At 67.3% G+C, this 20,444-nt stretch carries 18 protein-coding genes; 16 read left to right on the plus strand and 2 right to left on the minus strand.

The window, feature by feature from the left end:
- Nucleotides 1-98: 98 nt before the first annotated feature.
- The 10 genes from ACQR03_RS03355 to ACQR03_RS03400 all read left to right on the plus strand — a co-directional run bounded on the left by ACQR03_RS03355 (nt 99) and on the right by ACQR03_RS03400 (nt 10,985).
- The gene (locus tag ACQR03_RS03355) at nt 99-794 is read left to right on the plus strand and encodes an RlmE family RNA methyltransferase (protein ID WP_315714424.1); all 696 of its coding nucleotides are present in this window, start codon (nt 99-101) and stop codon (nt 792-794) included.
- Nucleotides 795-896: 102 nt separating this feature from the next.
- A complete protein-coding gene (locus tag ACQR03_RS03360; protein ID WP_315714423.1) occupies nt 897-1,175 on the plus strand; it encodes a DUF3551 domain-containing protein in 279 nt (92 codons plus the stop codon).
- 81 nt (nt 1,176-1,256) lie between these two features.
- Nucleotides 1,257-1,616: a hypothetical protein gene (locus tag ACQR03_RS03365; protein WP_315714422.1), complete on the plus strand. Its 360-nt coding sequence runs from the start codon at nt 1,257-1,259 to the stop codon at nt 1,614-1,616.
- A 165-nt stretch (nt 1,617-1,781) separates the two neighbouring features.
- Entirely contained in the window at nt 1,782-2,750 is a 969-nt protein-coding gene (locus ACQR03_RS03370) for a Bug family tripartite tricarboxylate transporter substrate binding protein (RefSeq protein WP_315714421.1), read from the plus strand.
- Nucleotides 2,747-3,241 carry a tripartite tricarboxylate transporter TctB family protein gene (locus tag ACQR03_RS03375; protein ID WP_315714420.1) on the plus strand — a complete coding sequence of 165 codons (495 nt, stop codon included), beginning with the start codon at nt 2,747-2,749 and terminating at the stop codon, nt 3,239-3,241. Before ACQR03_RS03370 ends, ACQR03_RS03375 begins: the two co-directional genes overlap by 4 nt.
- Nucleotides 3,241-4,740 (plus strand): tripartite tricarboxylate transporter permease, encoded by a 1,500-nt coding sequence (locus tag ACQR03_RS03380; RefSeq protein ID WP_315714419.1) that lies wholly within the window; start codon nt 3,241-3,243, stop codon nt 4,738-4,740. The genes ACQR03_RS03375 and ACQR03_RS03380 overlap by 1 nt, the downstream gene beginning before the upstream one ends.
- 196 nt (nt 4,741-4,936) lie before the next feature.
- Entirely contained in the window at nt 4,937-6,412 is a 1,476-nt protein-coding gene (locus tag ACQR03_RS03385) for an HlyD family secretion protein (protein WP_434840946.1), read from the plus strand.
- A complete protein-coding gene (locus ACQR03_RS03390; protein WP_316192694.1) occupies nt 6,409-7,626 on the plus strand; it encodes a hypothetical protein in 1,218 nt (405 codons plus the stop codon). Before ACQR03_RS03385 ends, ACQR03_RS03390 begins: the two co-directional genes overlap by 4 nt.
- On the plus strand, nt 7,626-9,602 hold the full coding sequence (locus ACQR03_RS03395; protein WP_434840947.1) for a glycosyltransferase family 2 protein: 1,977 nt from the start codon (nt 7,626-7,628) through the stop codon (nt 9,600-9,602). The genes ACQR03_RS03390 and ACQR03_RS03395 overlap by 1 nt, the downstream gene beginning before the upstream one ends.
- A gap of 324 nt (nt 9,603-9,926) precedes the next feature.
- Nucleotides 9,927-10,985 (plus strand): acyltransferase family protein, encoded by a 1,059-nt coding sequence (locus tag ACQR03_RS03400; RefSeq protein ID WP_316164621.1) that lies wholly within the window; start codon nt 9,927-9,929, stop codon nt 10,983-10,985.
- Here ACQR03_RS03400 and ACQR03_RS03405 read toward each other — a convergent pair.
- On the minus strand, nt 10,970-12,394 hold the full coding sequence (locus ACQR03_RS03405) for an O-antigen ligase domain-containing protein (RefSeq protein ID WP_434840948.1): 1,425 nt from the start codon (nt 12,392-12,394) through the stop codon (nt 10,970-10,972). The two genes, ACQR03_RS03400 and ACQR03_RS03405, sit on opposite strands and share 16 nt — an antisense overlap.
- A gap of 113 nt (nt 12,395-12,507) precedes the next feature.
- Between ACQR03_RS03405 and ACQR03_RS03410 the strand changes: the two genes are divergently transcribed.
- Nucleotides 12,508-13,701 (plus strand): sialate O-acetylesterase, encoded by a 1,194-nt coding sequence (locus ACQR03_RS03410; protein WP_316202145.1) that lies wholly within the window; start codon nt 12,508-12,510, stop codon nt 13,699-13,701.
- 16 nt (nt 13,702-13,717) lie between these two features.
- Here ACQR03_RS03410 and ACQR03_RS03415 read toward each other — a convergent pair whose 3' ends face one another.
- Nucleotides 13,718-15,205, minus strand: a complete 1,488-nt coding sequence (locus tag ACQR03_RS03415; RefSeq protein WP_316192689.1) for an MDR family MFS transporter — start codon at nt 15,203-15,205, stop codon at nt 13,718-13,720.
- A gap of 136 nt (nt 15,206-15,341) precedes the next feature.
- Between ACQR03_RS03415 and ACQR03_RS03420 the strand changes: the two genes are divergently transcribed.
- The 5 genes from ACQR03_RS03420 (at nt 15,342) to ACQR03_RS03440 (ending at nt 20,314) form a co-directional block, all read left to right on the plus strand.
- Nucleotides 15,342-15,590: a hypothetical protein gene (locus tag ACQR03_RS03420; protein WP_315749790.1), complete on the plus strand. Its 249-nt coding sequence runs from the start codon at nt 15,342-15,344 to the stop codon at nt 15,588-15,590.
- Nucleotides 15,591-15,853: 263 nt separating this feature from the next.
- Nucleotides 15,854-17,341 carry an IMP dehydrogenase gene (gene guaB, locus ACQR03_RS03425; RefSeq protein WP_315827414.1) on the plus strand — a complete coding sequence of 496 codons (1,488 nt, stop codon included), beginning with the start codon at nt 15,854-15,856 and terminating at the stop codon, nt 17,339-17,341.
- Nucleotides 17,342-17,493: 152 nt separating this feature from the next.
- The gene (locus ACQR03_RS03430) at nt 17,494-18,516 is read left to right on the plus strand and encodes an NADP-dependent oxidoreductase (RefSeq protein ID WP_434840949.1); all 1,023 of its coding nucleotides are present in this window, start codon (nt 17,494-17,496) and stop codon (nt 18,514-18,516) included.
- 139 nt (nt 18,517-18,655) lie between these two features.
- The gene (locus ACQR03_RS03435) at nt 18,656-18,997 is read left to right on the plus strand and encodes an MAPEG family protein (RefSeq protein WP_316225333.1); all 342 of its coding nucleotides are present in this window, start codon (nt 18,656-18,658) and stop codon (nt 18,995-18,997) included.
- A gap of 15 nt (nt 18,998-19,012) precedes the next feature.
- Nucleotides 19,013-20,314, plus strand: coding sequence for an RsmB/NOP family class I SAM-dependent RNA methyltransferase (locus ACQR03_RS03440; protein ID WP_434840950.1), 1,302 nt, complete (start codon nt 19,013-19,015; stop codon nt 20,312-20,314).
- The last annotated feature ends 130 nt before the right edge of the window (nt 20,315-20,444 follow it).

The following is a 20,444-nucleotide window of genomic DNA, read 5'->3' on the forward strand; positions in this document are numbered from 1 at the left end:
CTCCCCTGGAGGGGGAGGGTGACCTTTGTAGTTCCGCCAGACCTCGAGCGTGGACGGATTTTCGCCTCCCGCGTCTGGTCACGACGACCGAGAAACATATGGCAAAAGACACCACCGGCCGCATGCATGTGCAGGTCAAGACCGGAGGCAAGCGCAAGCTGTCCTCGAAACTCTGGCTGGAGCGCCAGCTCAACGATCCCTATGTCGCGCAAGCCAAGCGCGACGGCTATCGCTCGCGCGCGGCCTACAAGCTGCTCGAGATCGACGACAAGCATCATCTGCTCAAGCCCGGCATGACGGTGCTCGATCTCGGCGCCGCGCCCGGCGGCTGGAGCCAGATCGCGGCGCGCCGGGTCGGGGCCGAAGCCGGGAAGGGCAGGGTGATCGCGATCGATCTGCTGGAGATGGGCGAGATCCCCGGCGTCACCTTCACCCAGCTCGACTTTCATGCCCAGGATGCGCCCGAAAAGCTCCGCGCGATGCTCGGCGGGCGTGCCGATGTGGTGATGTCGGACATGGCGGCCAACACCACCGGCCACCGCAAGACCGACCAGTTGCGCATTGTCGGTCTCGTCGAACTCGCCGCGCATTTCGCCAGCGAGGTGCTCAAGCCGGGCGGCAGCTTTCTCGCCAAGACGTTCCAGAGCGGCGCCGATGCCGACTTGATGGCGCAGCTCAAGCGCGATTACGCCAGCGTCCGTCACGTCAAGCCGGCGGCGAGCCGGCAGGATTCGTCGGAGCGCTACGTGCTGGCGATGGGGTTCCGCGGCGGAGAGCAGGCCGACCTGTTGTAATGGCGTCATTGCGGCCTTGACGCCCTGGCGATACAGAGCAGGGGCAATCACCGTCTCGGGAATCGGCCTGGGCCGGCGAGACGTCGATTCCGGAGGTCCTGCATGCGTGTCCTCAACTGGAGCGCCCTCGCGCTGGGTTTGGCGGTCGGGTCCGTCCTATCGGGCTCTGCTCACGCCCAAGCCTACGATCCGCGCTATCCCGTGTGCATGAAGGTCTATGAAGGCGGCCGGTTTGGCGGTGGCGAGTGGATCGACTGCAGCTATACGTCGCTGCCGCAATGTCGCGCGACGGCGTCGGGCCGTGCGGCGATGTGCGACCTCAATCCCTTCTACGCCCCGCCGTCGCCTCCGCCGCGCCGCGCGCATCGGCGGCATCGCTGAAACATTTCATGACGGAACGGCCGTTGCCGTGCCGCAATCGAACTGAAGATTCGAGACCCTCGTATCCATCGGGCTGCCGTGATGCCGCATCGTTTCATCGTCGCGATCGTGATGCTTCTGCTGCTGGTGCCCGCGATCGCGTCCGCGGCGCCGTCGCACAAGCGCAAGGCGCACCGTTGGCAGGGCTATGGCTTCCTGCCCGGCTACAAGCAGCCGCCCAACAACAGCCTGCCGCTCTATGCCGACAAGGAGGCCATGCGCAACGGGCCGCGCGGCAGCCGCCGCCATTGGTATATCGACGGTACGCCGAAATACATGCTCTACAACGGCGAGTGGCATTATTTCGGCCAGCCCGGCTTCTATCGCGGCCATTACAATGGCGGCAGCTTCGGCCCGTGCTGGACGCGGACGCCGGTGGGGATGGTCTGGACTTGCGGTTAGGCCGCTCCTCCCACAACCGTCTCGTTCTCCCAAGGCTGCTGCTGCAACGCGGGCGACGGCGCGAGCAATCCCGTCTGGACAGCGGCCGCATTTCCCGCTGAAATGCCGTTCCTCAGAGGCAAAAGAAACGCGAGCCGTTCGTTCGGCCGACCGTGGAGGACCGCTTTGAATTCGTTCTGTACGCGCCTGTTCGGCGCGGTCGTCGCTTTGACTGTGCTTGCCGGTACTCCAGCCTTCGCCCAGCAACTCGAGTTGAAGGTCATGGCGCCGGCCGCGCCCGGCGGCGGCTGGGACCAGACCGCGCGGGCAATGCAGCAGGCCTTCGTGGCGTCGGGTGTGGCACGCAGCGTCCAGGTGACCAACGTCGCCGGCGCCGGCGGCACCGTCGGCATCGCGCAGTTCGTCACCGGCGCCAAGGGCGACGGCAACCAGCTGATGGTCAACGGCTTCGTGATGGTCGGCGCGCTCGCCATGAACAAGTCGCCGGTGACGCTGGAGCAGGTGACGCCGATCGCGCGGCTGACCGAGGAGATCCAGGTCATCGTCGTGCCGGCCGCATCGCCGATCAAGACCGCGCAGGATCTCGCCGCGGCGCTGAAGGCCGACATCGCCAAGGTCACCTTCGCCGGCGGCTCGGCCGGCGGTGTCGATCACGTCATGGCCGCGCTGTTCGCCGGCGCCGTCGGGGCCGACGCCAAGAAGGTCAACTACATCCCGTTCTCAGGCGGCGGCGAGTCGCTGGCGGCGATTCTCGGCGGCAAGGTCACCGCCGGCATTTCCGGCCTGTCCGAGTATGACGGGCAGATCAAGAGCGGCAAGCTGCGCGCGATCGGCATATCCTCGGAGAAGCGCATTCCCGGCGTCGACATCCCGACCTTCAAGGAGCAGGGCATCGATCTCGTGCTCGCCAACTGGCGCTCGGTCGTCGCTGCGCCCGGCATTACGCCGGAGCAGAAAAAGACGCTCAGCGAGGCCGTCGAGAAGATGGTGAAGTCGGATTCCTGGAAGGAGATCCTGAAACAGAAGGGCTGGGATGACGCCTATCTTCCGGGTGACGCCTTCGCCGAGTTCCTGAAGAAGGAGAACGTCCGCGTTACCGACGTGCTGAAGTCGGTCGGCCTCGTCAAGTCATGACGACGGAGCGCGCCGGCACCGAGACACCCGCCTCGGGAGGCGTCGACAAGGCCGGCATCGTCATTGCGGCGCTCCTGGCGGCCGTCGCGCTCGTGCTGGTCTACGACGCCAATCAGATCCCGGCGACCACGATGTACGGCATGGGCCCGCAGGTCATGCCGGTCGTGATCGCGATCGGGCTCGGCATTCTTGCACTGGCCAATCTGATCGATGCCGTCAGAGGCAACCTGCCGCCGCGCGAGAGCTCCGATCCGGTCGCGGTGCTGCTCATTCTTGTCGGACTTGCGCTGCTGATCGCCATCATCGGCTTCGGCGGCGGCTTCATCCTGGCGACGACGGCGCTGTTCGTGACGACGTCGGCGGCGTTCGGCCGGCGCGCCTTCGTCACCGATTTCGTCATCGGCGCGGTGCTGACGACCACGATCTATCTCGCCTTCGACCGCCTCCTGACCTTGAGCCTTCCCGCCGGTCCGCTCGAAAGACTGCTCTGATGGACACCTTTGCCGCGCTCGCGCATGGGATGGCGATCGCCGTCCAGCCCATGAACCTGCTCTATGCGCTGGTCGGCGTGTTCCTCGGCACCGCCGTCGGGGTGCTGCCGGGCATCGGGCCGGCGCTCACGGTCGCCCTGCTGCTGCCGGTCACCTACAAGCTCGATCCCGGCGGTTCGCTGATCATGTTCGCTGGCATCTATTATGGCGGCATGTATGGCGGATCGACCACCGCGATCCTGATCAACACGCCTGGCGAGAGCGCCTCGATGGCGACCGCGCTCGAGGGCAACAAGATGGCCAAGGCCGGCCGCGGCGGCCCGGCGCTGGCGACCGCGGCGATCGGCTCCTTCGTCGCAGGCACCATCGCCACCATCGGTCTCGCCTTCCTGTCGCCTTACCTCGTCGACATCGCTGTGCGCTTCGGGCCGGAGGACTACTTCGCGCTGATGTGCGTCGCCTTCGTCACGGTGTCCGCGACCTTCGGCGATTCACCGATCCGCGGCCTCACCAGCCTGTTCATTGGTCTCACGCTCGGCCTCATCGGCATCGACAAGCTCACCGGGCAGGCGCGGCTCGCCTTCGGCGTGCCCGAGCTGCTCGATGGCGTCGAGGTGACGACCTTGGCGGTCGGCCTGTTCGCGGTCGGCGAGGCGCTCTACGTCGCCTCGCGCCGGCATCATACCGAGGAGAAGATCGAGGCCATCAAGGGCTCGCTGTGGATGACGCGCGAGGACTGGAAGCGGTCGTGGAAGCCGTGGCTGCGCGGCACCATGTTCGGCTTTCCAATCGGCGCGCTGCCGGCGGGCGGGGCGGAGATCCCGACGTTCCTGTCCTATTCTGCCGAGCGGCGCCTGACCAAATATCCCGACCAATTCGGCAAAGGCGCGATCGAAGGCGTCGCCGGCCCTGAGGCCGCCAACAACGCTTCTGCCGCGGGCACCTTGGTGCCGCTGCTGACCCTCGGCCTGCCGACGTCGGCGACCGCCGCGATGATGCTCGCCGGCTTCCAGCAGTATGGTCTCAACCCGGGCCCGCTGTTGTTCGCCGAGCGGCCCGACCTGGTCTGGGGCCTGATCGCGAGCCTGTTCATCGCCAACACGATGCTGCTCGTCCTCAACCTGCCGCTGGTCGGCCTGTGGGTGAAGCTGCTCGCGATCCCGACACCATGGCTCTACGCTGGCATCCTCGTGTTCGCGACCATGGGCACGATCGCGGCAAAACCGTCGGTCGTGGAACTGTCGATGCTGGCCGGCTTCGGCGTGCTCGGCTTCCTGATGCGCCGGTTCGATTTCCCGATTGCGCCCGTCGTGGTCGGGCTCATCCTCGGGCCGATCGCCGAGAGCCAGTTGCGGCGGGCGCTCGCGATCAGCCTTGGGGACCCCATGACCCTGCTGCAGTCGCCGATCTCTGCAACGCTTCTGGTCGTCGCGCTGATTGCTCTGATCGCGCCGTTCATCTTGAAGGGACTCGGACGCTTCAAGGCGAATGAGGATTGAGCGCGGCCGCAAGCGGAAACCGCGCCATCGCACTGCAACATAACGTGACCGGAGGTGAGCGCGGAGATCGGGCGCAGCTTGAAACGATGTGCCCGCGATCTGGTTTGGGTTGAGCCATCGAGACCGGAGCCTGGAACTCCGGATCAGCCGAGGAAGCGTCTTTCGGGGCGTGTCACCCCAAACCGAAAGAGACCTGATGACCGATCGCTTCGATGACGGTTTCAAGCCAGCCCCCGCGCAACGTCCCGCCGCTCCGAAGACCGCAACCCAGCCACAGCGCCACCCCGTGATCCTCAGGGTGTCGGCGCTCGGCGTGGCCGGCATCCTCTCGGCGCTGATGCTGACCGCGGTGGTGCCGCCGATCGTGGCCGACCAGTCCGATCGCGCCGTGGTCGATGCGCCGGTGATGCTGCTGACGTCCCCGATCGCGGGCCAGGTCGATTCGCTCACGGCCAAGCCGGGTGGCGAGGTTCGGTCCGGCGACCGCCTCGCAGAGATCACCAATCCGCGGCTGGACCGCGCCACGCTCATCTCGCTGGAAGAAAAGGCGGGCGACGCGCGTCAGAAGCTCGACGCCACGCGCGCCAAGCATCAGTCCGACGTTGCTTATGTCAGCTCGCTCGATCAGGAGATCGCGAGCCAAGCCGGTCAGTTGAAGGCGCAGTTGCAGTCCCAGATCGAGGAGCTGCGTGCCCGCGTCGCGCAGTCGAACGCGCAGAGCAGCGAGAAGAAGGCCATCGTCGACCGCCAGAACCACATGGTCGCGCGCGATGCCGCCAGCGTCGAGATGCTGAAGCCGACCGAGCAACAATATGCGGCGGCGCTGCACGACACCGATGCGCAGACTGCCAAGCTGAACCAGAAGCTGACACAGCTGAAGGCGCTCGACGCCGGCGTCTATGTCGGCGAGGATCTGGTCGCGCTGAACATGCTCAGTCAGAAGCGCCGTGACATCGATCTCGATGCAAGGCGGATGGAGATCGAGGAGAAACAGCAGGCGGCCGTGCTCGACGATCTCGAGGGCCTGATCAAGTCGGAGCGCGCGCGGCTGGCGCGGCTCGCTGCCGCGGACGTGCTCTCGCCCGGTCCCGGCAAGGTGCTGGCGGTGGGCGCCGACACCGGACGCCACGTCAGCGCCGGCGATACGATCGCCTCGGTGGTCGATTGCGACAAGCGTTTTGTGGTCGCGATCTTCTCCTATCGCCAGGGCGAAGCGATGAAGCCGGGCACCAAGGTGCGCATCGATGGCGGCGGCTTCCATAGCGGCATCGTCAGCGCCGTGCTGCCGAAGACCAGCGACAAGGTCGACGAGCGCTTTGCCGTGCCATTTCCGCAGACCGAGCGGCGCGAGCTCTATGTCATGATCACACCTGATGCTGCCGACGAAAAGCCGGCGGCGCAGCCGACCTCCGCGGCGACACCGGCCTGCACGGTGGGGCAGTGGGTCACCGTGACGCGCGACAATGGCATCGTGCCGTCGATGTCGGTGACATGGCGCCGGCTCGGCCACCTCGTTGCGTCGCTGACCGACCTGGACCCGTCTGAGCCGGACGAAGCGACGCGCCGTGCCGGTGTCACCAAGCTCGACTCCGCCTTGCGGTCGCACCCGGCGCAGCAGCCGGTATTGGACGAGCAGTGGCTACCAACGGCGCGCGCGGTCTCGGCACAATGAGGCTTCTCTCCATGACGATGGCGGTGATCGCTCTGCTCGGCGGCGCATCGCCGATGCGGGCCGAGACTTCGCTCTGTGCGGGACTGGTGCAGGCCGTCGAGCCTGGCCTCGCCGGCCGTGACGCGGCGTTCATTCGCAGCTACGAGCCGGGTGCCGACGAGGAGGGGCCGCCGCTCGGCCTTTCGACGACGGCGTTCACCTATGACAACGCCCTGGCAGCGATCGCGCTGGTCGCATGCGGTCGCATCGACGAGGGTCGCGTGATCGGCAACGCGCTGGTGCATGCCGCCTCCCACGATCGCACCTTCGGCGATGGGCGCCTTCGCAATGCCTATCGCGCCGGTCCTGTCGGCCCCGGGGCGGCGCTGCTGCCGGGCTGGTGGGACGACCAGAAGAAGATCTGGGGCGAGGATGCCGCGCAGGACGGCACCGCGACCGGCAACGTCGCCTGGGCAGCGCTGGCGCTGCTGACGCTGCATCAGGCGACCGGCGAGGAGGGCTACTTGTCCAGCGCGCGGCGCCTGATGGACTGGATCATTGCCAGCGCAACGAACGGAGCGGACGGCTTCAGCGGCGGTTATCACGGTTACGATCCGCAGCAGGTGCGCCTCAGCTGGATGTCGACCGAGCATAATGCCGATGTCTACGCCGTGGCCTCCTGGCTCCATCGTATCACATTGGAGCCGCGCTATCAGGATGCCGCGCAGACGGCGCGCCGCCTGCTCGATCGCACGTTCCGCGGCGATCGCTTCCTGCTCGGCACCAAGCCCGATGGCCGCCTCGCCGACGACAATCTGCTCGCGCTCGACGTGCAGCTCTGGCCGTGGATGGCGGTGACGAATACGCCCGACTGGCGCAGGGCGCTGCGCTTTGCCGAAACTCATCTTGCCGTCGACGGAGGCTTCGATTTCAACAGCGATCGCGACGGCGTCTGGGTCGAGGGCACCGCGCAGGCGGCGCTGGCCTATCGCATGGTCGGAGATGCCGCTGCCAGCGAGGAGCTGCTTGCAGGGTTGCGTGCCGACCGCACGGCAACGGGACTGCTGAACGCGACGCGCAACGCGCGCCTCACCACGGGTCTGTCGATCGACCCGACGGGCGCGACCACCATCCAGGACTTCTTCTACTACAAGCGCCCGCATCTCGGTGCCACCGCCTGGGCCGTGCTCGCCGAGACCGGCTGGAATCCTTTCACCGGCGCAAGGGTCCCCTGATGTTTCCGCTCCCCAGCAATGACGCCTCGGTGTTGACCACCGATCTCGGAGTCCTGCTCGGGCTCCTCGTGATGGCGCGTCTGCTCGATCCGACGCGCCGGCGCGACCGCCTGCTGTTCGGCGCTACCGCAGCGTCGTTCCTCCTGATCTACACGCTGTGGCGCTGGCACGACACGCTGCCGGTGTTCGACCTGACCCTGCAGGCGCTGTGGCCGCGGCTGTTCATCACGCTCGAGATCGTGGCGATCTCCTACACGCTAATGTCGATTCTGATCTTGACCCGCAGCGTCGACCGCTCGGGACAGGCCGACGCCGCGCAAGCTGCGCTGGCCGCACGGGGCGAGCAGCCGGCCGTGGACGTGTTCATCTGCACCTATGACGAGCCCATGGAGATTGTCGAGCGCTCGATCCTCGCCGCGCTCGCGCTCGACTATCCCAACAAGACCGTCTGGGTGCTCGACGACACCAGGCGCGATCGGCTCCGCGCCTTCTGCGACGAGGTCGGCGCGCGCCATCTGACGCGGCCCGACAACAAGGGCGCCAAGGCCGGCAATCTCAACAACGCGCTTGCGGCGACGGCGCAACTATCGAACGCGCCGGTGATCCTGGTGCTCGATGCCGACTTCGCCCCGCGCCGCGACTTCCTCCAGCGGACGGTCGGCCTGCTGCTGTCCGAGCCCGATATCGCCGTCGTGCAGACGCCGCAATTCTACTACAACCCCGATCCGATCCAACACAATCTGCTGGCGTCAAGCCACTGGGTCGACGACCAGCGCTTCTTCTTCGACGTGTTCCAACCGGCGAAGGACGCCTGGGGCTGCGCGTTTTGTGTCGGCACCTCCTTCGTCGTCCGCCGCGAGCGGCTCATGGAGATCGGCGGCTTCCCGCACGCGGCGATCTCCGAGGATCTCAACCTCACCTACACGCTGCTCAAGCGCGGCCATCGCACGGTCTGGCTGAACGAACCGCTCAGCTTCGGCCTCTCGGCGGAAGGCGTGCCCGAATACATCACCCAGCGCGCCCGCTGGTGCCTCGGCACGATCCAGGTCGCGCTCTTGCGCGATGGTCCGCTGCGCAGCCGCGGCTACAGCTTCACCCAGCGCTGGCACTTCCTGCATGGCGTGCTCAACTGGGCCTGCAAGCCGTTCATGGTGCTGCTTCTGATCGCGCCGCCGATCTACTGGTTCGCCGGGCTGCCGGCGTTCGAGGCCGACTATCTGTCGTTCCTGCGCTACGGCGTGCCGGCGCTGCTCGGGACGATCATCTACATGGGCTGGATCTCGCGTTCCAAGACCCTGCCGCTGTTCATGGAAGCGACCCATGCAGTGACCTGCTTTGCCGTCACGGCCACCTTGCTCAGCGCGCTGGTCCGGCCGTTCGGCCGCCCCTTCAAGGTGACCGACAAGGGCGGCGACCGCTCCAAGCCGCGCGTCCACGGCAAGCTCGCCGCGATCTTCGGCGCGATCGCCGCGAGCTCGGCGGCGGCCATCGTCTGGGCGTTCGTGTCGCCGAATGCAGCCAGCGAGATTTCGTCGATCGACTACTTCAATCTGTTATGGGCCGGCATCGCGATGCTGATCGCCTTCATCGCGTTTCTCGTCTGCTTCGAGCTGCCGCGCGGCGAGGACCTGTTTCCGAGCGGCGAGGCGGGCTGGCTGGCGCAGAGCGGCGAGGTCGTGCCGTGCAAGATCGAGGCGCTGTCGCTGTCGTGGGCCCGCGTGGCCGGTCCACCGCATCATCGCATGACCCGGCCGGGCACCCGATTGCCGCTGCATCTCGACGGCCTCGGATGGCTCGAGGCGTCGGTCGAGGCCGTCTCCAGGACGACCACGCATCTGCGCCTGCAGCCCGACGAAGCGCAACGGCGGCAATTGGTGGTCCGCCTGTTCAGCTCATCCCGCGGCGTCATCACCGATCGCGCCCGCCTGCGCGGTGCGCTGGCAGGGCTGGCGCGACGCGGTTTCGTCGGGCGGTGAGTTGCCGATCGTGCTGTCGGGTAGGCAGAGAGGCCGCCGCAGGCGGCAGCGGGCCCCCCGTCGAACCGCGCACTTGGACGCGAGACGGTGGCACGGCGTTACCTCGAGCTCGCCTCGGAGAAGCATCACGGCAGCGCCATTGCCTCCAGCTCGTGCCATCCGGCAGAGGCTTATCGGTTGGTTAAGACTAACGCGAGAATACCTCCGATGTCCTGGCAGGCGCCGACGGCGCTGCAAAGCCGGCTGCGATATGACTTGGGGCGCTGACTTTGCAGCATCGCGGACCGGACGCGGGCTGCGCGACAGAGGCAGGACAAGTCGGGCATGGATGCTGGAACGCAGAGGGCAACGGCTGACACCGCGCGCACGGCGTGGATCGATTTCGCGCGCGGCCTCGGCGTCATCCTGGTGGTGTACGGTCATGTGCTTGGCGGTCTGGTGCGCCCCGGCATCTTCCCGGATGGAGCCGTCGCGCGCTGGATGGACTACACGCTCTATACGTTCCACATGCCGCTGTTCTTCTTCCTGGCCGGCTTGAACGTGCAGCACAGCTTGCGGCGCGGCGCGCGTCCTTTCCTCACCTCCAAGCTCTGGACCATCGCCTATCCCTACGTGCTGTGGTCGCTGATCCAGGGCGGGATCACGATGCTGCTGGCGCGGGATGCCAACATCCCGATTCATCCCGGCGATCTCGCCGCGATCTGGTATCGTCCGATCGCACAGTTCTGGTTTCTCTACGCGCTGATGATCTGCCACGTGATCGCGGTGCTGGTCCCGTCGCGGACGGTTTTGACCACGCTCGCGCTGGCCGGGCTCGGCGTGTTCCTCGCGCTGCCGATCCGGCCTGACCTCGCGCTCACGCTGCATCATCTGCCGTTCTACGTCGCGGGCGTCTACGGTGTCAGCGTCGTGGCGGAATGGCGGCCATTCGGCTGGTCCGCGTTGGCCGTGATCGGGATCGCGTTTGCGGCCGCAGTGGCGCTGGGCGGCCAGCTGTCCGGCATGGACGCCAACGGGCTCGCCTCCCTGCCGGCCTGTGTGCTCGGGATCGCCGGCACGGTCGGGCTCTGCAAGCTGCTCGCGCCAACGAGCCATCGCTGGCTGGCGGCCGCAGGCGTCGCGTCGATGACGATCTATGTGCTGCACATCCTTGCCGGCTCGGGCATGCGGATCATCATGCTGAAGCTGCACATCCCGCCATCGCCATGGGTCTATCTGCTGGCCGGAACGGCGGCCGGCGTGGTGCTTCCTCTGATCGCACATGCCATCCTGCGGCGGCTCAATCTGCTGGCCGTCTTCGGGCTCGCACCGCCGGCCTCCCGCAAGCCCCAGACTGCGGCGATCACGCCGCGCGCTGCAACGTCCGATCAGGCGCCGGCCTGATGCTGCCGAGCGGCGACGGTGCGCCGTGTTCCGTCGGCCATCTGGTCGAGCGGACAGGCCATCGCGACGAGCATCCAGAACAGCGCCGAGACCTCGCCGGAGGAGATGCTGGTCAGCGGCAGCTGAATCAAGAGCGCACTGATGGCGAGCGCCCCGAGCACGGCGCCCTCGCGCGTCGGTATCCGCCACGCGGCGCCGGTGGCGGCGAGCCCAACCCAGACATAGGCCGCGAGGCAGATCAGTCCGACCGGAATGCCCATCGTCACCCAGCTTGCGATGATCTGCCCGTCGATCGGCATCGCGCCGGCGACGCCGACGTCGGTGATGGTGAAGCCCGATCCCAGGACCATGCTGTTCGGCGCATTCCACAGCGTGACGAACTCATCCAGCCGCTCGCTGCCGCTGCTGTCCTGCGACACGCTGCCGAGCGATTCCAGACGGGAGGTGATGACCTCCGCGAACGGCGTGAACAGGACGGTGACGATCACCGCGCCGACCAGTCCGACCGTGATCGATACGGCCCGACGCCGCGTCGCGGGGAACAACATGCAGAACAGCACGCCCACCGCGAGCGTGATCCAGCTGGTGCGGTAGAGCGACAGCAACAGGCCGAGCGCCGCGGGCGCCATCGCCGCCATTGCCGGCCATCCCGGGCGCAGGAAGCCCACCAGCAGCAGGCCGGTGGCCGTGAAGGTCGCGTAGCTGGCCGGGCCGTTCATCGTGCTGAACACGCGCACCATGTAGGGCAGCGGATAGCCGGCCGAGGTGATGCTGGCATTCACCATCCAGAACCGATCCCATCCTTGCGGATCGACATATTGCCAGATGCCGTAAAGGCCTGTGACCGGCAGCACCAGCAGGAACACGCGCGTGATTGCATCGAGCAGGGCGCCGTCGGATCGCGCCCGCTGCTGCAGGGCGATCGCATAGAGTACGGGCGCGGCCCATTTCATTCCGCCATTGGCGGCGTTGAACCAGTCGTTCTGGAAGATCGACAGCGCGCCGCCATAGACGATGCAGGCGAGGACGATGAAGGGCGCCACGAGCCAGGGATTGCCCGGCCTGTCCTTGTCCGCGGGCGAAAGCACCAGACTCGGAACTGGCGCGATGATGAACAGCAGCGGGCCGCTCAGCATGACGCCGGACGAATCGAATCCTGCGGAGATGTCGACCAGGCGGCGCACGAAAGGAGCAAAGGCGAACATCAGGATCGCCGACTGCACGTGGGCCGCGGGGCTGCGACGCCACGCGAACCAGCCGGCCACCGCGCAGCCGAGGATGAAGGCTGGTCTGACGATGCCCCCGAGTGCCGGGGCGGCAAGCGCCGTCGCTGCCAGGAGAAGCGCGGACGGCCAACAGTTCATCGCCATCGCCGCGAGCGGCTGCGGATCGATTCGGCTCTCTTTCATGAAGTCGGACTATAATGGAAATCCGGTCTCCTCAGGCATGTTCGAGGCTGGGAGGCAGATGCCCGGCGCCTGAGGCGGCCGTCAGCCGAGGCGACGAAAGAAGTGATGCGAGCATGATGCGACGCGCAATCGTGGCCACGCTTGTCGCAGCGTGGTTGGCCGTCTCGTTGACCGCGACGGCAGGAGCTGCGGAGGTGCTGCCGGCCCGCGACGTCTGCCAGCCGACCACCTCGGCCAAATCGCGCGACGGCAATTGCGTTCCCTGCGCCGTCGGACCCATCTCGACCGCCCCTGGGTTCCTGGCACTGCTGGAGCAGGTGCGCACGCGGCGCGCCGCCTTTGCCGACATCGACCGTCGTATCGATGGCGCGAGCGGCGACCCGGAGGTGCAGAGCCTGCTGCAGGGACGCAACCTGGCCCGTGCACTGTACGGTTCTGACGCGGATTTCATCGCGGGCGGCAACGCCTCGCGCTGCCTCCTGCCGGACAACGAGGCTGTGCGTGCCAGGGCCACGTCGATTGCCTGCGACGCGATTCCGCGCGAGGGGCTGGTGGTGCTTCTGACCGCGGGCCAGTCGAACATCTCCAACACCGGCGCGCCCGATCAGAGTGGCCGGCTCTATCAGCCTCACAACCGGTTCTACAATTTCGACCGCTTCGACGGCCGCTGCTACGTGGCGCGCAATCCATTGCTGGGAACGCCGGGCGAGGGCGAGAACGTCGCCACCCGGTTGGGCGACGAATTGATCGATCGCGGGCTGGCGAAGACGGTCGTGATCGCACCCGTTGCGATCGGCGGGACTTATCTCGAGGAGTGGCGCGCCCGCGGCGGCAAGTATTTCGAGGTGCTGCTCGCAACCGTCGCCGGCCTGCGCGACGTAGGTCTCGAACCGAGCGCGGTGCTCTGGCATCAGGGCGAGTACAACGCCTTCGCGTTCTCCACCAATGGTGCGGAGGACGGCGCGTCCCTGCACGTCACTGCGAAAATGAAGGAAGCGGGACGACTGTCCTACTTGCGCAATTATCTTGAGATCGTTGCCGGCCTGCGGGCGGCCGACCTGACGGCGCCGATCTTCGTCGCCACGGCGACGCTCTGCGGCAGTGTTCCCGACGAGATCATCCGTTCAGCCCAGGCCGCCGTGCCGAACCCGGCACTCGGCGTTTATCCTGGCCCGGATACCGACCAGATCGGGCTCAAGCTGCGCCACGATGGCTGCCACATGAGCCATGCCGGCACCGAGCTGCACGCGCGGATGTGGGCCGATCGCCTGGCCGACTACTGGAAGTCCGGGGCGAGGCGTCCTTGAGCCGGAAGCGGGACGATCAGCCGAGCTTCTGATCCCGCGCATCATGCGTGGTCTCGCTCGCCGATTTCCTGGCGGCCTTCTCCGCGCCCTTCTCGGCGCCCTTGCGGCTCGCGATCGCGGCCACCTTGCGGCCTGAGATCTCGCTGCCGGCGTCATCAGGCATCTGCCAGAACAGGATCGACGACAGCGCCGACGTGATCGCGACGACAATGAAGGCGGGCGCGAAGGACGCCGCGGTGAGCTGGCTCGCGCCGTGCATCCACATCGTGGTCTCCACCGAGAACGCGCCGACCGCGACGCCGGCGGAGATCGCGAGCTGCTGGTTGACGCTGGTGAGCGTCGTGGCGCGGCTCATCTGGGCGGTCTCGACCTCGGCATAGGCGACGGTGTTGATCGCGGTGAACTGCAGCGAGCGGAAGAAGCCGCCGACCACGAGAATGATCAGGATCAGCAGCAGCGGGGTCGCCGGCGTGAACAGCGCGCAGGCGGCGAGGAAGACCGAACTGACGACGGCATTGACGGTCATCAGATGGCGGAAGCCGAAGGCGCGGATGAGGCGCGCGGCCAGTGCCTTCATGCCCATTGCGCCGGCGGAGGAGCCGAAGGTGACGAGGCCGGACTGGAACGGCGACAGCCCGAAGCCGAGCTGCATCAGCAGCGGCAGCAGGAAGGGCAGGGCGCCGATGCCCAGGCGAAACATGAAGCCGCCGACGATCGAGGCACGCAGGGTCGGCAGCCGCAGCAGCGAGAAGTCGAGCACCGGTGAGTTGGTGCGCCAGGAGTGGCGGACGTAGAGCGTCATCGAGATCGCGCCGATCGCAACGAGACTCGCGACCACCGGCCACGGCAGCAGGTTGAGACCGGCGACCGAGAGGCCGAAGGCGAGGCCGGCGAGGCCGATGCCGGCCAGCACCATGCCATAGAGATCGAACGGCTCGGGATTGTCGCTCTTGATCGGATCGATGAAGCGCAGCGCCATGATGATGCCGACGACGCCGATCGGGATGTTGATCAGGAAGATCCAGTGCCAGGAGAAATAGGTGGTGATGAAGCCGCCGACCGGCGGTCCGATCACCGGACCGATCAGCGCGGGGATGGTGACCCAGGCCATCGCGCCGACCAGGGCGCTCTTGTCGACGGAACGCAAGAGAACGAGACGCCCGACCGGCGTCATCATCGCCCCGCCCATGCCCTGCAGGATGCGCGCGAACACGAAGTTCTCGACGGAGTTGGCGAGCGCGCAGCCGATCGAGCCGATCATGAACACGGCGACCGCGCTCGAGAACACCCGCCGCGCGCCGAAGCGGTCGGCGGTCCAGCCGCTCGCCGGGATGAACACCGCCAGCGACAGCAGATAGGAGGTGATGGCGAGCTTGAGCGTCAGCGGGCTGGTGCCGATGTCCCTGGCGATCGCCGGCAGCGAGGTCGCGATGACCGTGGAGTCCATGTTCTCCATGAACAGGGCGGTGGCGACGATCAGCGGAATGACGCGTTGCTTGTTCATCGGAGGTCGGCAGCGGGAGAGGAGGGCGGGCGCCGGGGCTTTAACACCCTGCGGCGAACGAGGCCATTGCGCTGCTGGCATGGCCCCCTAGATGCAGCGTGACGCTGCCGCGTCCCGTTTTGTTGGAGATGTGCCGATGATCTACCTGCTCGCCGCTTTGGTGCCGCCGCTGGGTCTGCTGCTCAACGGGCAGCCGTTCGCGGCGATCTTCAACCTGCTGCTGTGTCTGGTGTGTCTGGTCCTCGGCCTGTTCTTTCACGTGCTGCTGCTGGTGCCCTCGGCGCACGCTTTGATCGCCGTGCACATGCGGCGGGAGGACCGGCGGCACCGCGAGGTGGTCGAGGCCATCCGCCGCTACGGGCCACCGCCGGGCGCATGGCGCTAGAGGCGCGGAACTTCTGCTCCGGAATCGGGGTCTTCGCGACCTTTTGTTGCGCGTTTCGGACCCGATCAGGGCCGGTCTGGGCCGTTCTTCGCAATCGCGGGAGGACAGCGGATCGGCCCTTTGATTCGTCACAGGCCCATGCTATCGACCCGCGTCAACCCCACCGATGGGCACCGATTCGACGGCGAGGCATGGTCTCGACGGCGGCGTCGCTCATCCGTACCCGCATCGCGGCCGTTTTGGCCGCAGACAAGGAGTTGACGATGGCGACCGTCCAGACACTTCGCGAAGCCTTCACCTTCGACGACGTGCTCTTGAAGCCGGGCCTGTCCGATGTGCTGCCCTCCGAGGTCGACATCCGCTCGCGCGTGACGCGCGAGATCCCGCTCAACATTCCGATCATGGCCTCCGCCATGGATACCGTCACCGAGGCGCGCATGGCGATCGCCATGGCGCAGGCCGGCGGTATCGGCGTCATCCACCGCAATTTCGATCCCGAGGGCCAGGCCGCCCAGGTGCGCCAGGTCAAGAAGTTCGAGTCGGGCATGGTGGTCAATCCGCTGACCATCGCGCCCGACGCCACGCTCGCCGACGCGCTGGCGCTGATGAAGGATTACGGCTTCTCCGGCATCCCGGTGGTCACCGGCGGCGGCAAGGGCATCCCCGGCAAGCTGGTCGGCATCCTCACCAATCGCGACGTGCGCTTCGCCACCGATCCGCGCCAGAAGATCTCCGAGCTGATGACGCATGAGAACCTCGTCACCGTGCGCGAGGGCGTCGGCCAGGACGAGGCCAAGAAGATCCTGCACAAGCACCGCATCGAGAAGCTGCTGGTCGTCGACGACCAGTATCGCTGCGTCGGCCTGATCACCGTGAAGGACATGGAGAAGGCGGTCGCGCATCCCTTGGCCTGCAAGGACGGCCAGGGCCGGCTCCGCGTCGCCGCCGCGACCACCGTGGGCGAGGGCGGCTTCGAGCGCACCGAGAAGCTGATCGAGGCCGGTGTCGACCTCGTCGTGGTCGACACCGCGCACGGCCATTCCTCGCGCGTGCTCGAGGCGGTCAACCGCATCAAGCGCATCTCCAACGCGGTGCAGGTGATCGCCGGCAACATCGCCACCCGCGACGGCGCCCAGGCGCTGATCGATGCCGGCGCAGACGCGGTCAAGGTCGGCATCGGCCCGGGCTCGATCTGCACCACGCGCATCGTCGCCGGGGTCGGCGTGCCGCAGCTCACCGCGATCATGGATGCGGTCGAGGCCGCCAAGAAGGCCGACGTGCCGGTCATCGCCGACGGCGGCATCAAGTTCTCCGGCGACCTCGCCAAGGCGCTCGCCGCGGGCGCCGATGTCGCCATGGTCGGCTCGCTGCTCGCCGGCACCGACGAGACCCCCGGCGAAGTGTTCCTGTGGCAGGGCCGCTCCTACAAGGCCTATCGCGGCATGGGCTCGGTCGGCGCGATGGCGCGCGGCTCGGCCGACCGCTACTTCCAGCAGGACATCAAGGATACCTTGAAGCTCGTGCCCGAGGGCATCGAGGGTCAGGTGCCGTACAAGGGCCCGGTCGGCAACGTCATGCACCAGCTCGCCGGCGGCCTCCGTGCCGCCATGGGCTATGTCGGCGCCAAGGATCTCGGCGAATTTCACTCCAAGGCCGAGTTCGTCCGCATCACCGGCGCCGGACTGCGCGAGAGCCACGTCCACGACGTGACGATCACCCGCGAAAGCCCGAACTATCCGGGCGGGGCGTAAGCCGCACGCCCGCTCTTTCCGTCATTGCGAGCGAAGCGAAGCAATCCAGGGCGGCGAGTGAAGCCCTGGATTGCTTCGTCGCTTCGCTCCTCGCAATGACGGTGCCCGTGGGGCTAGCATCGAACGTCACAACCAACAAAAGAGGAAACACCATGTCCCAAGCCAAGCGCATCGTTCTCGCCGCCCGTCCCGTCGGCGAGCCCAAGCCCACTGATTTCCGTCTCGAGGACTACGCCGTCCCGACGCCGGGCGCGGGCGAGGTGCTGCTGCGCACGATCTGGCTGTCGCTCGATCCCTACATGCGCGGGCGCATGAGCAACGGGCCGTCCTATGCCCAGCCGGTGCCGGTCGGCGGCGTGATGGAGGCGGGGACCGTGTGCGAGGTGGTGGCCTCCAACAATCCCGGCTTCAAGGCCGGCGACATCGTGCTGGCGCGCGCCGGCTGGCAGACGCACGCGATCTCCGACGGCAAGGGCCTCGCCAAGGTCGACCCGAAGCTCGCACCGATCTCGACCGCGGTGGGCGTGCTCGGCATGCCCGGCATGACCGCCTATACCGGCCTGCTCGACATCGGCCAGCCCAAGGCCGGCGAGACGGTGGTGGTCGCCGCGGCCTCCGGCGCGGTCGGCTCGGCGGTCGGGCAGATCGCGAAGATCAAGGGCGCCCGCGCCATCGGCATCGCCGGCGGCAAGGACAAATGCGACTACGTGAAGTCCGAGTTCGGCTTCGACGACTGCCTCGACCACCGCGATCCCGATCTCGCCGCGAAGCTCAAGGAAGCCTGTCCCAAGGGCATCGACGTCTATTTCGAGAATGTCGGCGGCCCGGTGTTCGAGGCGGTGTTCCCGCTGTTCAACGCCTTCGCCCGCATGCCGGTCTGCGGCCTGATCGCGCATTACAACGACACCCAGTCGGTGGCGCCGAAATGGGCCGGCGCGCTGATGCGCAATGTGCTGACCAAGCGGCTGACCATCCGCGGCTTCATCGTCAGCGATTTCGCCTCCCGCCATGGCGACTTCCTCAAGGACATGTCGGCCTGGGTCCGCGACGGCAAGGTCAAGTACAAGGAGTACGTCACCGAGGGCCTGGAGAACGCGCCGTCCGCGTTCATGGGCCTGCTCAAGGGCGCCAATTTCGGCAAGCAGCTGGTGCGGGTCGGCCCCGACAAGGCCTGAGCCACACCTGATGTAATTCTTAAGCCTGTCTGGAAAAAAGCGGGAACCACGGGCGCTTATCGGGAGTCCTGAGGGAACCGGTTCATCCACGAGGGCCCGGCATCATGCCGGGCCTTCGACTTTCCCAAGGGGGATTTCCATGTCGCTGACCATGGTGCTGCTGCCCGTCTTCGTGCAGGTCGGGCTCACCTTCGCGCTGCTGTTCTGGAACAGGACACGGGCACAAACCGCTGACGTCGCCGACGAATTCGGCCTGCCGACCCTGTTCTACGCGCTGATCGCGATTGCGCTGCCGCTGCGGCATGCCGATCTGGTCATCGTGCTGCTGTCCTGGGTGTTCGTGGTGACCCGCTTCGTCAATGCCGGCCTTGTCAGCGGCGTCAAGGACAGCCGCCAGCGCGGGCTCGCCTGGATCGCCTCGGCGCTGGTGCTGCTGGCGATGTGGCTGTATTTCGCCCTCAAGATCCTTCTCCTGATCTAGAACTGGACCTCCTGAATGACCCCCGCCGCCCGGCTGTCCGCCGCCATCGACATCATCGAGACCATCGAGGCCCAGAGGGCGCCGGCGGCCAAGGCCTTGAAGGACTGGGGCACCAGCCACCGCTTCGCCGGCTCCGGCGACCGGGCCGCCATCGCCGGCCTGGTCTGGGACGTGCTCCGCCGCCGTGCCTCCAGCGCCTATGTCATGGAGGACGACACGGCGCGGGCGCGGGTGCTCGGCATGCTCAAGCTCGAGCGCGGCCTCGATGTGCCGACCATCGCGGCGATGTGCGACGGCAGCCGCTTCGCGCCGCCGCCCTTGACCGCGCAGGAGGAGACGGCGCTGGCCTCGCGCACGACCGAGGGCGCGCCGCCGCCGGTCGCCGGCGACTATCCCGACTGGCTCGACCCTTATCTCACTGCGGTGTTCGGCGACGACCGCGTCGCCGAGGCCATGGCGATGGCCAGCCGCGCGCCGCTCGACCTCCGCGTCAACACGCTCAAGGCCAAGCGCGAGAAGGTGCAGGCCTCGCTGAAGCATCTCGGTGCGGTGCCGACGCCGTGGTCGCCGATCGGCCTGCGCATCACGCTCGGTGCCGACGCCCGCAATCCCGGAATCCATGCCGAGGAGGATTTCATCAAGGGCGGCATCGAGGTCCAGGACGAGGGCTCGCAGCTCGCGGCGCTGTTCACGGCCGCCAAGCCCGGCGAGCAGGTCATTGACCTCTGCGCCGGCGCCGGCGGCAAGACGCTGGCCCTGGCGGCGATGATGGGCGGCAAGGGCCGGCTGATCGCCACCGACCACGACAAGCGCCAGCTCGCGCCCATCCACGAGCGGCTGTCGCGCGCCGGCGTCCACAATGCCGATGTGCGCAGCCCGAAGGGCGACGCCGACCCGCTCGCCGACATCAAGGCCTCGGCCGACCTCGTCGTCATCGACGCCCCCTGCACGGGCACCGGCACCTGGCGCCGCAACCCCGACGCCAAATGGCGCATGCGCCCCGGCGCGCTGGATATCCGGCTGAAGGACCAGGCCGAAGTGCTGGAGCGGGCCGCCTCCCTGGTCAAGCCCGGCGGCCGCATCGCCTACATCACCTGCTCGGTGCTGCAGCCCGAAAATGGCGACCAGGTCCGCGCCTTCGTGGATCGGCACCCGGCCTTCGCCATCCAGCCCCCAGACCAGACCGCCACCGTCCTCTGGGACAAGGCCGAGGCCTTCGCCGAGGCCGCGCTGAAGACGCCGGAGGGCTGGCTGATGACCCCGCGCCGGACGGGGACGGACGGGTTCTTCGTGTCGGTATTGAAGAAGCAGGCCTAAACTCCACCCACCGCCGTCATTGCGAGCGCAGCGAAGCAATCCAGGGTTGCGCGCGAGACTCTGGATTGCTTCGCTGCGCTCGCAATGACGGAGGAGGCAGCCGCGGCATCCTCCACCGTCGTCCTCTGCG

It is taken from the genome of Bradyrhizobium sp. HKCCYLS3070 (assembly GCF_051167575.1).
Lineage (GTDB): Bacteria > Pseudomonadota > Alphaproteobacteria > Rhizobiales > Xanthobacteraceae > Bradyrhizobium.